The following is a 13,007-nucleotide window of genomic DNA, read 5'->3' as shown; positions in this document are numbered from 1 at the left end:
AACTTATTAGACCTTTTTACTTACGCTTTCACTGCATGAGTTATACGCTTTTTCGTGTTACAAACTTCAACCTAATAATATGAGTATATTTTCATTGCTATTTGATCGATGAGTGCCCACTAACATTGCAGTAATTGGAGAACTCCTTTGTCACCATGAAAGTCGAACATTAACAACGTAGTTGGTTGCTTAAAGTGGTGCTCTCTGACCGCAAAGGCAATTAAAGCGAGAGAAGAACAAATGCCCATCGTGCCCCACAACTCATTGATAAGCTGCGGTTGTTCTGGGTTCGTGAATCGTTCTGCTTTCGCCCCCAGAGCAAAACCGTAATCTTCCGAGTGCATACGAAGGTTCGTCATATCGGAATACACTTCACCAAATGAATCGAGCTTTTTACTCGCACGTTGAACAAGTCGAAACATGCCTCTTCGGTCTGAAGTGTTTAATTCCGTATCAATGTAGCCAAGCTGCGCTTGAGGCTTAAGTTTCAATGTTTCTACGGTGTTTTTTCGACAAAGAATTAAACCCGCCCCACCCTCGCTCGGAATAACGCCCCATGGATTATTGGTACTAATTACCATCGCATCGTCGATGAGTGTTTGCATCGAACTCACCAAGGAATCGACACTGATACACATCATAGCATCATATTTATCCAATGATTTCATGGCCTGGAGAACGAAACTAGGCCCACTGGCATGAACAGCATTCACCACAGAGAGAAATTCAGCATAGTTACTTTCACCAAGCCATTCTTGCACCTTTACTAGAGAAACAGACACAGGCACCGCTATAAGCAAAGGTATTGGTCTCAATGAACGTGGTAACTGTGCTAATAATGAATCAAGCAAGTGGGTGATTAACTCACACGTTTTTTCAAACTGCTCACTTTCTTTGGTGTATTCGATTTTGGCGTAAGTAAAACGCTCGATACCATCATCCCCTACACATTGGTCGAATCTTCCTAAATCAGCATACGAAACTGCACTAGCAATATCTAAATTCATACCGGTTGGCGTCATCACTTCCATCCCTAGCACGTAACGGCCTGTTGAATTATGCATGCTCGCTTACCTCTTCCAACTTAGTGATGGATGTCGACACCAACAAATGCTCCTTGCCCTGACAAGGAAACGCAGCGGTGTAACTGATTGATATAGTTTTCTTTTCCGCATCAACGAATAAGGTGTACATCGCCATATCAGCTTGATAACTTTGACCTTTAAACGTCGCGATCGCACGGTATTTTTCTTTAGGAATTCGAAATGAAAGCGTGTCATCATGACAAAAACCACTCATCATCAAACGCTCCCCCCCACGAAGGAAGCCTTTGCACTGTTGATCAATAGGCGCGCTTTGGAAGAACCGCTTATCAAAATCGAGTGGCAACATTGGCTTGCGATTCTCAATCCAATCGTCATCGAACGTGCCGGCCAGCTTCTGGCGCGACTCAAAGAACGGAGGCACAGGCCCGAACCCCGCAACGCGTAGCTTTTTCGCGGCGGCACTCCAGTCCTCTCGGGGATAAAAAATCGAGGGTACTTTCTGTTCAAGCAATTCTTTGTTGGAGTCGGCAACCCCACCACCTATTCGGTTACGTAAATCACCGCCTACCGCGCAAGTGTAATCAATGTCTTTTTCAATAAATGGGACTGGATTGCTCAGCGTGATACTGCCAGCATGCTCAACCCATACGCGTTCCCCGTGAATAGCGAGAATCTTATCGATATGACCATCAATCAACACGCGACACTCTTGGTATGTCACTGGCTTTTTCGCGTAACTGCGCGCTTTGCCGTAAACAAGTACATCTGTGTTGTCTTTGGTATACGCGAACTCGTGGTCAACTTTCATCGCAGAGAAGCCTTCTTCGCCCAAATATTGGGGATCATCGAAGATTTCACTTTCACCTAATTCGTGCCAAACCACACCATCGAATTGCCATGTGCGTTTGGCGACCACAACCCACACTTCATCGCCGTTTTCGTCACGTTGAAAACGACCTTTAAGTGATAGCTCAGGGTGCGCCTCAATATCCCATAACTGCATTGCTATTCCTTAAGTTGAATCGTTCGCTCGCAGAAGGTGCGGCCTTTAAATTGTTAAAGTTCCAGTCTTGTTGATGAATCGGCATTGCCATATCCCAAGGCACGTAGGCTCTGGATTGAATACAGAGTTGACGCCATAGCCAATAGCGGAACAGCACATCAACGTTAGAATCTTGCATCGCAGCTAACGTAGACTCGAAGCTCAATGCGTAACCCAAGCGGCTTGGTAGATTTCGGATATATTTTTCATCTTCCACCCACTCATTGAGCAGATCGACGATCTCTTCCCATTCATACTCGACACCAACATCTTGCGGATTCAGAGGAAGAAGCTTTCCGTAGACGACATACAAGGCTTGAAGCCAAATTTCACCTTCAGCTTCCTCCAGACTTTCCAAGTGCTCGATGATTTGGGGCACCAGTTTCCAATTACCACCCAGCGCAAAATCAACAGGTGCTAATGAAGAAGAGATATCAAACGCCTCAAACTCTTTTAACTCAAGTAACTTGGCATAAGTGAGCACTTGCGCTGATGGTAATCCATTTGGTTCGATGCCAAAGCACTGACGGAACCAAGTGCCTCTGTCACGTTTGGTAATCAAACGTTCAAATAGATATTGTTCGCTGCCTGCATTGTCATTGAGCCAATCAATCCCCTCTTTCACGTCTTGTAAAGCGAGCAGTGGCAAAGCAACATGAGAGCTAATGATGCTGGCTTTGTGCCAGCGCTTGATGAGAGAAACACTTAATGTTTGACGTACACGTAAGCATTCAAAGTAAAACGCACTGGATGTCGCATTACCCTCAATAAGCTCCGAAAGCGTGCTATCCATAGATTCAACCGGAGATTGTACGGCAATGACCATTGCGGTTTTAGCGTCAATATCTTCGAGTAAACTCAATCCGCACAAAAGGTTATCCAACTCTGAGCCCAACTCGCCCTGTAGCATCAGCCAGCTGTAGATTTCTGGCTCCTGGCCTCTTAACTGATGAATCAACCCCGGTGCTAGCCGATAAAACGACAAGTACACCTGCTTCAGTTCTTCAATTTGGCGTTCGATCAGCTTGAGATACGCCAACTCACGACTTGGATAACCCCTTTTGTGAATTTGAACTCGCTGCCTGATTAAAAACCCGATACTTTCAGAAGCAATGGACAGCTTTTCATTACAGAAATCCAGCCATGTTACCGGCAACTGGGAAAGGTCATTCACAGCGCGATCAGCTTTTGCTAACGCGCCTTCGACTTCTTGATTGGTTATGGGTGCCTTTAGGTGCTCGACACCGATTCTTTGTCGCATCTAGTTATCCGTTATTAGCGTGCCATAACGCGATTGCAATTAGTTAATACAAAGTAATTAGCTAACTCGACGTAAATTAGCTAATGCTAGGTAATTAGTTAATTGCGATCGTTCCGCCTTGAATTTTTTGTGCTTTTTCTGCTTGAGAAGTGACGTACTTCGCTTTAGTGGTAATTCGTCCATCGCGCCCGCTATAGCGAGTTTCTGTCTCACCACTTTTGACTACCAACTCTTGTTCTGTCTCGATAACCATCTTCTTCGCTCGCAATACAAACTCGTCAGAGTCATCCAGAATGGAGAAGAAAATGTCCGTCACAAGAGGCAAGCTTAAGTCGTCGTTCAAAAATTCAACTCGACAACTTAATCGATTATCGATAGCCATTTGCAGCTCAGAACGACGAAAGCCACGTCCTAGTCTCGCAGTGAGTGGCTGCTTAAATGGGTTACCATCAAAATCAACTCGCACACTGCCCGTAGACTCATTGATACCCACTATTCTTCCAAAACGCGAAAAGCAAGCCGTTGATTCGGCTTGCTGCTCTGATATTACTTCTGTTGTAAGAGGTTGTTTTTCCATTGTTAGTTAACCACTACGTTGCCACCTTTCACGACGACTTTGTCACTGCCTTCGATCGTAATAGCCGAGCCTGATAACTTTATTGAACCATCACTATTCATCACTAAAGAGGAACCACCCGTTTTCAATACAATCTTGTCGCCACTGATAATTTGCGTTGCACCATCAGCTTTATAAGCGGTGTTACCTTTCACTGATACCGTTAGGTTGCCACCAACCGTCTGGTTATCATCCGCACCAATATCTGAACTCTTAGACGCACCGATAGTAAGGTTACTGTTTTCGCCAATATCTAAGTCATCATTTTTGCCGATCTTAGTCGTACGGTTATCACCAATTTCTAAGTCAGAATTGTTTTTCACATACTGGGCTTCGTTCGCGTTGTATGTGACGGTAACGTCTTGCTCGACTGTCTCGGTAAACGTACTGTTTACTTGTGTCGTTTTATGCCCATGAATGGTTTCTTTATGGTCACCATGAACTTCATTCGTTTGGTGACGTGCAACCTTCAAGAATTCATCTTGACCGATATCACGGTAACGGTTGTTGAGTACCTTGGTCGACATGTCTTTTTGAGCGTGAATATAGACTTCTTCTTGGTTCGCTTCGTCTTCAAAACTCAACTCGTTGTAACCTGTTCCTTTGTGCGTTTGCGTGCGGAACGTGGTACGAGTTTTGTTTTCTGGCAAAGAGTAAGGTGGGAAATGCAAACCGTTGTAAACTGCGCCCGTAACTAACGGACGATCTGGGTCCCCCTCAAGGAAAGTTACTACGACTTCGTGGCCAATACGCGGCAAATAAACTGCGCCCCATGTTGGCGCAGCCATGGATTGGCTTACACGAATCCAACAGCTTGAATGCTCGTTGTTATCACCGTAGCGATCCCAATGGAACTGTACTTTCACTCGACCAAGCTTGTCGGTGTAAATCTCTTCACCTTCTGGTCCTACAACGACCGCCGTTTGAGGGCCATCCACTACTGGTGCCGCTAGTTTAGGCGCTTTAAACACCACATCACGTGGAATACACGAGAACTGGTTGTAGTAAGTGGTTGGCATACCACTCGCTTCATCTTCATGCACTTGCGGATCTTGACCTGTGTGCATTACAGACAACATGAGGTAATCGCGGTTAATCTCAGAACGCGGGTGGTCACTGACGTTAAAGCTGTAACCAGATGCTAAGCGCATTACGTCACTCGTTGCTTCCACTTGTTGATTATCGACTATGTGTTCCGACATCCACTCCGTGGTTCTCACCTGCCCCATCAGCGGGTCGACGTATCGTCCAGGATAATCAAACTGCTTGAGATCTTGGTCTAGCTCGCCAGCCTGTGTCATCTCTTGTGGAATTTTAGGGTGTTCGTAGTTGTAATCTGTATACGTAACCTGTCCCGTTCTAACGCGGTTAACTAACTCGAGATCAGAGATATGTTCGCGATCGGCAACACCGCCACCATCGGCATGATAAACAATCGGCCCAATGTAAGAAGCATTTAGTGGCGAGCTTATCAAAGGTGCAATCGCGTCATTACTGTCGACAATGACCATCGTATGATTTGAATCGCTATGGTCAAAGTAATACCACATACCGTGTTCAGCCATCATACGCTGCACGAAGTGCAAGTCAGACTCACGGTATTGCAGAACGTATTCTTTTGGAGGATAAGTACCCGACACTTCAAATCGGTAATCGGTGACTGCCCCATCATCGAGTACTTCTGTGATGATGTCTTGCGCTGACTTTTGCTGGAAAATACGACAATCTTGGCGCTGAGATAAGAACCAAGCTTGAGGAACCAAGACTAATTGATAACGAGAAAAACGACGTCCAGTCCCTAAGTAACGAACTTCATTCACCACGCCGTTGAACACGCGCGCAGCCCCAACACCTTGTCCGTAAAGTGTCAACGTTCCTGCTTTACGTATTAACTCATCGAACGAGATATCTGGATCAAGTGAAAGTAATGAGAGATTGATGTGGAAAGGCTTAGATAACTCTTCATGAACATGAAAGCTCTCAACCCGAAATTCATGCCCACATCCAGGCACTTCAAATTTAAATTCTACGTCATTCACCATATCTTTTACCTGATACAAATAATCGAATTAGGGCCAACAATCGTTGGCCCTGAATCTTTACGCGACGAGCAATTAAGCTTCGCGTGGAGCACGCCAGTCGTCGTTACCCGCAGTACCACAGTTTTCGTGAGTTACTTCGATCGCACGGTAAGTGAACTTAAGCACTTCTTCTGTCACGCGGTCAGCTGTTGCTGCGTCTTGACAGTGGTTCATACGAGTTTGGATATCGACAAGTAGCGCATCAATCAATTTGATTGAGTAGTAGTGCTCTTGTTTACCTTGAACTGAAGTACGGTAGAAGCGGATCACACACTCAGGAAGTTTTTCGCCAGATACTAGTGCGTTGAATAGTAGTGGAGATGAGCGATCTTGAACTTTAGTTACAACAAGTGGACGGTGTACACGTTGACCAGTTGGCTGACCACTTTGTGGATCACGTGGAACTGTTAGCACGTGATCAAGTTCTTGTACTAGGAACTCATCAACATGAGCTTCTTGCCATGTGTTACCTACTGAATCTGCAGAGTAAGTATCTTTAGTAATATGGCCTTGAGTCTCACCTTGGATAGACATATATGCTGGAGTTGGCATCGCTATTTCCTTTTCTAAAATCTGTTTTGTTTAAATCACCAAATCGCTTATCACCGCGACTACTTGGTATAATCAAAGTCCGTGCCAACTTTAAAAATGCAATAAAAACAACAATTTAAATAAATTAAGACATTATTCACTAATATCTTGAGTACAATTTATTGGATAAAAAACCAAAAAGTTGGATTAAGATAATAATAAATTGTTCTAACTTTAAAAAGTTAAAATAACCATATAAAACCGTGTAAATAAAGTCATTAAAACTAATAAATCCGACACTTTTACTATCAATTAATTTAGAATAACAACGCCATTAAAATAACCACAAACATTAATGTCACAATAATCATTAAAAATAACCAACAAACGATAGTCAAAATATCTTGATAAAAAAAGAACGCAATCACTTTTAGTATAATAGCTGCTACCTCTTTTCCTCTAAAGAATAAAATGGCTATGATAAATATAAACCTTTCTTCATTAATTCAGCGTCTACACCCGATTGCAAAAGTAGCATTAGAAGACGCCGCTGCACTTGCAGTCTCTGAAAAAGCAAACGAAGTTCAAATTGAGCATTATTTACTGAGTCTATTAGAAAGGCCAAATAGTGATTTTGACGTCTTATTAAGTCATTTTGATTGTTCTGAGAACTTATTAAGACAATCGGTTCGATCCACACTCGACACCAACGCCAAAGGAAATGGCAGCAAACCTGTTTTTTCTGCTTTATTAATCGAATGGTTGCAAGAAAGCTGGCTGGTTTCTTCTTTAGATCTATCCGAAACACAAATCCGCTCTGGTGCCTTACTCCTTACTCTTGTTAGCAACCCACTACGTTACGGCAAACATGGTTACGCCTCTATCCTTGAAGCGGTAAACCCTGACAGCCTTAAGCGTAACTTTGCAGAGCTAACAAGCCACTCTATTGAGGCGCAAGTTGCTACTTCAGAGAAAACACAAGCTCGTGAGGATGGCTCAGCACTGAGCAAGTTCACAACCGACTTCACTGGTAAAGCACGCAAAGGCGAAATCGACCCTGTTTTCTGCCGCGACCAAGAAATCCGCCAAATCGTGGACATTCTTGCTCGTCGCCGTAAAAACAACCCTATTGCTGTTGGTGAACCGGGCGTTGGTAAAACCGCAGTAGTAGAAGGTTTGGCACTTAAGATTGTACAAGGTGACGTACCAGACAACCTCAAAGGTGTTGAGCTTTACGGGCTAGATATGGGTCTTCTGCAAGCTGGTGCAAGCGTAAAAGGTGAATTCGAAAAACGCCTAAACGCGGTATTGGATGAAGTGAAAAACTCGCCAACCCCTATCATTCTTTTCATCGATGAAGCACACACCCTTGTTGGCGGTGGTAACCAAGCGGGCGGCAGCGACGCGGCAAACTTGCTAAAACCAGCCCTAGCGCGTGGTGAAGTGAAAACCATCGCTGCGACAACATGGTCGGAATACAAGAAGTACTTCGAGAAAGATCCTGCTCTTGCGCGTCGTTTCCAATTGGTGAAACTCGACGAACCGTCTCCTGAGCAAGCAGCATTGATCATTCGTGGTCTGCGCCCAGCATACGAGAAGTCACATAACGTTTACGTGCGTGACGATGCTATCACTGCTGCGGCAGCACTTTCTGCTCGTTACATCTCTGGCCGTCAACTGCCAGACAAAGCGATCGATGTACTAGATACGGCGTGTGCACGAGTGAACATCAGCCTTAATGCCATTCCTGCTTCTGTTGAGACTCTGCAGCAAGAACTTGCAGCTCAACAGCGCGAGCTTGAAGCACTTGAGCGTGATGCTCTGCAGCAAACTGGCGACAAGCACAACCTTGCTAACATTCCAGACCTAAAACTGGCAATGGAAACAACGAAAGAAGAGCTAGCAGAACAAGAAGCGCAATGGCACAAAGAAAAAGAGCAGATCCAAGAGATGATTGCTCTACGCTCTCGCTTACATGAACTGGTCTTTGGCGAAACAAACGAAGAAGAGCTTGTTGCAGACGAAGATTCAGAACAAGAGCAAGACGTTTCTCCATATGCAGAAATGGATGAAGAAGCCGTTCGCATTGCAATTTCGGGCTGCCAAGAACAGCTAGATGTAATCCGCAATGGCAACCCACTGGTTCACTTTGAAGTGGGCCCAGATGAAGTCAGCCATGTGATCTCGGACTGGACTGGTATTCCAATGGGTAAGATGCTTCAAGACGAAGCAGAAACCACGCTAAAGCTGAAAGAAAGCCTAACACAAAGCATCAAAGGCCAAGAATACGCTATCGATGCACTGTCTGAAGGCATTCAAACCGCAAAAGCAGGCTTAGGCAACCCAGACGCACCAACAGGCGTATTCCTGCTGGTTGGCCCAAGTGGCGTGGGTAAAACCGAAACTGCTCGTGCAATTGCTGATCAAATGTTTGGTGGTGAGCGCTTTATGACGACCATTAACATGTCTGAGTTCCAAGAGAAGCACACGGTATCTCGCCTAATTGGTTCACCTCCGGGTTACGTAGGTTACGGCGAAGGCGGCATGCTGACAGAAGCGGTTCGTCAACGTCCATATTCTGTTGTTCTTCTTGATGAAGTGGAAAAAGCCGACCCTGAAGTGTTGAACCTGTTCTACCAAGTGTTCGACAAAGGCACGCTGAACGACGGCGAAGGCCGAACCATCGACTTCAAGAACACGCTGATCATCATGACCAGTAACCTTGCAACACACGAGATTGAATCTTTGGTTCATCAATCAAAAGACATCGATGCAAACATCATCGCAGAAGCTATTCGCCCTACATTGAACCAACATTTCAAACCAGCGCTGTTGGCACGTATGTCAGTACTACCATTTGTTCCGCTGTCTGATGAAGCAATGACAGAAATTATTCACCACAAGCTGAACAAAGTTTCTCAGCGTCTACAGAGCCATCACAAGTTGTCGCTAAGCTACGAAGACAGCTTGGTTGAGTTCGTACTAGGTAACTGTCGCCTTGCTGAAACGGGCGCGCGTAACATCGACGCGGTCATCAACCGTCAGTTGCTGCCGCAACTATCGACTCAGCTATTAGTGCATGACAAGGATGATTCACATACGCAAATCGAAGTGTCTGTCGATGAGCAAGGAACACTAACCTATGCGTTCAGCTAACCATAGCGAACTTAGTAACGCCCTACTTGCGATCAGTCAGTCTTTGGCTGATCGCAGCCAGCTTACCCAAACCTTGGATGCTGTGTTGACCGCTGCGAGACAAATGACCCTCGCAAAGCACGGCATCATTTATGTTTTGGACCAGACTGGCCAGGCGTTGATTCCAAGTACCGCTCACCATAACGATAAAACGATTGTTTCCCACCCTTGGGAGGCATTGCAGATTGATTCCGCTAGTGAGAACGATCCATTTAACTTTGCCATTCGTAATGGTGAAGTGGTGTTGATTAACGAGTTGTATAAGTACAACGGCTATGACTGCGAAAGCATCTATCAAACAGAACAGACGCTAGGGCTAAAAAGCGAGAACTTACTGGCTTGGCCTTTGATTGATAGCGAAAGTAAGACCATTGGACTCTTGGTCTTGCTCGATTTAAGTGTTATCGACAATGAAGCTGCATTGACTGAGTTTTGTCGTATGGCCGCGAGTAATATTCGCCAAGCCGTTTGGTTAGAGCAATACGGGCAAGTAATAAAAAATCTCAATGCCGACAATCAAGCCCTAGTGCGCGAGAACACTCAGCTCAAAAAACGTACCCAGAAAGCCTATCAAGGTCCTATTGCAGAGAGCGAAGAAATGCTCAATGTCTTGAATCGTCTTGATAAGGTGCTATCTCTTCCTGTCGACGTTCTGTTGCGTGGTGAAACGGGCGCTGGTAAAGAAGTGATCGCGAAATACATTCACGAAAACTCTAATCGTTCAGAACAACCTTTGATCGTACAGAACTGTGCCGCAATCCCAGAGCAGTTATTAGAGTCAGAACTCTTTGGCCATAAGAAAGGCTCATTCACTGGCGCGGACAAAGACAAAGTCGGTTTGTTTGAAGCAGCCAACGGCGGCACGCTATTCCTGGATGAGATTGGCGATATGCCAATGCTACTACAAGCAAAATTGCTGCGTGTGCTACAGGAACGTAAAGTTCGCCCAATCGGCACTAGCAAAGAGATTGAAGTGGACGTTCGCGTTATCGCCGCAACCCACTGTAATCTTATGCAGCAAATCAAAGATGGCGGATTCCGTGCCGACTTGTTCTATCGCTTAAATGTCTTCCCTATTACATTGCCGCCCCTGAGAGCCCGTAAGTCGGACATTATTCCCCTTGCTGAACATTTCGTGCAACACACAACCAACACGCTAGGTTTGCCGCAAGCGCCAGGGTTAAGTGCCAACGTACGTAAACAGCTCCTTGCCTACCAATACCCAGGGAACGTGCGTGAGCTTAAGAACATCATTGAGCGCTCGGTGCTACTGTCCGATTTTGAAACCATTACTCACATTGAGTTTGGCGAACAAATCCCAGAAGATGTACCAAGCATCGACATGAAAGCAGCTTCACCTACCCCAGAGCAACCTGCTTACGAGCAGCAAGCACAAGTGGATTTAGAAGACGTTTCAAAGAGCCTTAAGGACGTTGTCAGCCAATACGAGCGTACAGTAATCATCGATTGCTTAAATGCCTGCAATTGGCACACCAAGAAGGCCGCTGAGCAATTGGCGCTGCCAATGAGCACACTCAACCACAAGATGAAGAAATACGACATTTCTGCAGCGGGTTGATGGGGCTTAAAAAGAAAATTCTAAATTCAGTATGAAGTCATAAGAAAAGAAAAACCGCCCGAAGGCGGTTTTTTATTTATTTAAAATCCAATCATTTATCAATTCAATTTGGTCATCACTTAACCTATTCGGCCTAGCTTCACCCTTGTCCAGCCATTCTAAAATAGGTCGAAACTCATTGTGCGTTTTTCCTAGACGGCTTACTATTTCTTGTCTCGAAAATAAGTCTGTTTTATCCTCTATTTTCAGAATTTCTTCGGCCCCTTTGATTAGCTCATCCTTACATTTATACCAAGTTACTGGAATGTCCTCACGGTCAACGGCATGTATATTAAGCTTTAATTTTTCTGATTGCGCATGTAAACCTGATCCAATAGGCCCAATAAGTTCAAGTTGAAGGTCAATATATTCGTGAAAATTATCAACTAGCTTCTCAACTCTCTTAAATGGTTTAAGCCCAGCTACTTTTGAACCTAATACATTGACATATTCGGGCTTGAAAATCTGTGCATAGATATCCGTCTTCTGGTGCAATCCAACTAAGTTGGTGATAGCGTGACTTTTAAGTTCATTCGAACTCATTCTTGAATAAGATTGACGTAAGCTCTCTAGCTGAGTGGAGAGCTCAGTTTTTAATGGTGCTCCATGCTTTTGTGAGGTCATTACGTCAAACTGCCATTCATTATCTTTTTCAACAATGGTGCCTATTCGATATAACTCCTCTTTACCCAAAGTGAAGTGAGTTCCACCTGACACACCAGGTAGAAAATCAATATTGTTTGTAAGCTCAACCGCTCGCAATTTGGCCTCAACACCTATCACTTTACCAGGCGCGAATCCTAGGTTACTGAAATGTGTATCAGGACAGTGTTTAGTCTTAACGACCGCTAGGCAATTGACCCACTTACTCCAATCAAAATCCTCAACCTCCTCCTTGTAGTACCGCGCGAAATCAGAGTATTTACCTTCAAGACCTTGCTGCATTATATGGAGTTCAACGGTCGGATCATCAAACACTTTCGGGAAACTACCTTGATCTGCATCTGGTTTAGGCGCTGACAGGAAACTTCCTGAAACTAACAAATGATCAGCATGTTTAATGTCTTTATTTTTACCAAATTGATAAAGCCGAGAGGGGCTTAATGAAAGATCGAATGTAGAAATCCCCCATGTCCCCCAAAAGTCATAATTAATAGGTTCAAATGAATCATTAACCCCTTTGATGCCCGCCAGGTACTCATACTCTAGAGGTAACTCACCGGTGCGTAATTCTCTATTTTCTTCTTCAAACAAGCGGTTCAAATATATGTTTTTCGGCGAATCGGACGGAATCCACGGTCTTGTTCCCTTAATTTTGTTGACTCCAAAAACAAAAGACGGTTCGATAATCACGCCCCAAGTTTCATCATCAGATTTCTGGTTAAACAGCGCTTGTTCTTTAGAAGTCAAATTTAAATTATCAACTATCGGCTTAATATCTCGCAGGTACTCTGAGCTTTTATTGACGATTTTGGACCCTTCCATCACCGCATCTGTCTTAGTTGAGTAATTCGACCAATTCCAGCGAGCTTGAACCTCAATTCCCACTCGATGTAAAAAGCGGCGCTTTTCTGGCTCTAATGACTCGACCGCTTCTTTAGCTAAGACGACGATAAT

General features: G+C 44.6%; 9 protein-coding genes. 2 read left to right on the top strand and 7 right to left on the bottom strand.

Annotated elements, in window-relative coordinates; all coding sequences use genetic code 11:
- Positions 1-119: 119 nt before the first annotated feature.
- From IQR33_RS03550 to IQR33_RS03525, 6 genes are all read right to left on the bottom strand, one after another.
- Complete coding sequence (locus IQR33_RS03550) at positions 120-1,064, bottom strand: hypothetical protein (protein ID WP_193837942.1); 945 nt, start codon at positions 1,062-1,064, stop codon at positions 120-122.
- Complete coding sequence (locus tag IQR33_RS03545; protein WP_193837941.1) at positions 1,057-2,049, bottom strand: DUF2169 family type VI secretion system accessory protein; 993 nt, start codon at positions 2,047-2,049, stop codon at positions 1,057-1,059. Before IQR33_RS03545 ends, IQR33_RS03550 begins: the two co-directional genes overlap by 8 nt.
- Complete coding sequence (locus IQR33_RS03540; protein ID WP_193837940.1) at positions 2,030-3,349, bottom strand: hypothetical protein; 1,320 nt, start codon at positions 3,347-3,349, stop codon at positions 2,030-2,032. The genes IQR33_RS03545 and IQR33_RS03540 overlap by 20 nt, the downstream gene beginning before the upstream one ends.
- A gap of 94 nt (positions 3,350-3,443) precedes the next feature.
- Positions 3,444-3,926 (bottom strand): hypothetical protein, encoded by a 483-nt coding sequence (locus IQR33_RS03535; RefSeq protein WP_193837939.1) that lies wholly within the window; start codon positions 3,924-3,926, stop codon positions 3,444-3,446.
- Positions 3,927-3,928: 2 nt separating this feature from the next.
- The gene (tssI, locus tag IQR33_RS03530) at positions 3,929-6,007 is read right to left on the bottom strand and encodes a type VI secretion system tip protein VgrG (protein ID WP_005373412.1); all 2,079 of its coding nucleotides are present in this window, start codon (positions 6,005-6,007) and stop codon (positions 3,929-3,931) included.
- Positions 6,008-6,079: 72 nt separating this feature from the next.
- Positions 6,080-6,598, bottom strand: coding sequence for an Hcp family type VI secretion system effector (locus IQR33_RS03525; RefSeq protein WP_005373415.1), 519 nt, complete (start codon positions 6,596-6,598; stop codon positions 6,080-6,082).
- A gap of 456 nt (positions 6,599-7,054) precedes the next feature.
- On the opposite strand from IQR33_RS03525, the gene tssH reads away from it, so the two are divergent.
- Both tssH and IQR33_RS03515 read left to right on the top strand, forming a co-directional pair.
- Positions 7,055-9,733 (top strand): type VI secretion system ATPase TssH, encoded by a 2,679-nt coding sequence (tssH, locus tag IQR33_RS03520; RefSeq protein ID WP_193837994.1) that lies wholly within the window; start codon positions 7,055-7,057, stop codon positions 9,731-9,733.
- The gene (locus IQR33_RS03515) at positions 9,720-11,351 is read left to right on the top strand and encodes a sigma-54-dependent Fis family transcriptional regulator (protein ID WP_054576094.1); all 1,632 of its coding nucleotides are present in this window, start codon (positions 9,720-9,722) and stop codon (positions 11,349-11,351) included. The genes tssH and IQR33_RS03515 overlap by 14 nt, the downstream gene beginning before the upstream one ends.
- A gap of 72 nt (positions 11,352-11,423) precedes the next feature.
- Here IQR33_RS03515 and IQR33_RS03510 read toward each other — a convergent pair.
- The coding region (locus tag IQR33_RS03510; protein WP_193843527.1) for a hypothetical protein at positions 11,424-13,007 on the bottom strand (1,584 nt) is incomplete at its 5' end.

Source organism: Vibrio sp. OPT46, assembly GCF_015163535.1.
GTDB lineage: Bacteria > Pseudomonadota > Gammaproteobacteria > Enterobacterales > Vibrionaceae > Vibrio > Vibrio alginolyticus.
This window is presented reverse-complemented; position numbering and strand designations above follow the sequence as displayed.

Coding starts and splice junctions, on each gene's coding strand:
- IQR33_RS03535 (WP_193837939.1), bottom strand. CDS start 3,926: ATGGAAAAACAACCTCTTACAACAGAAGTAATATCAGAGCAGCAAGCC.
- IQR33_RS03540 (WP_193837940.1), bottom strand. CDS start 3,349: ATGCGACAAAGAATCGGTGTCGAGCACCTAAAGGCACCCATAACCAAT.
- IQR33_RS03550 (WP_193837942.1), bottom strand. CDS start 1,064: ATGCATAATTCAACAGGCCGTTACGTGCTAGGGATGGAAGTGATGACG.
- tssI (WP_005373412.1), bottom strand. CDS start 6,007: ATGGTGAATGACGTAGAATTTAAATTTGAAGTGCCTGGATGTGGGCAT.
- IQR33_RS03525 (WP_005373415.1), bottom strand. CDS start 6,598: ATGCCAACTCCAGCATATATGTCTATCCAAGGTGAGACTCAAGGCCAT.
- tssH (WP_193837994.1), top strand. CDS start 7,055: ATGATAAATATAAACCTTTCTTCATTAATTCAGCGTCTACACCCGATT.
- IQR33_RS03545 (WP_193837941.1), bottom strand. CDS start 2,049: ATGCAGTTATGGGATATTGAGGCGCACCCTGAGCTATCACTTAAAGGT.
- IQR33_RS03515 (WP_054576094.1), top strand. CDS start 9,720: ATGCGTTCAGCTAACCATAGCGAACTTAGTAACGCCCTACTTGCGATC.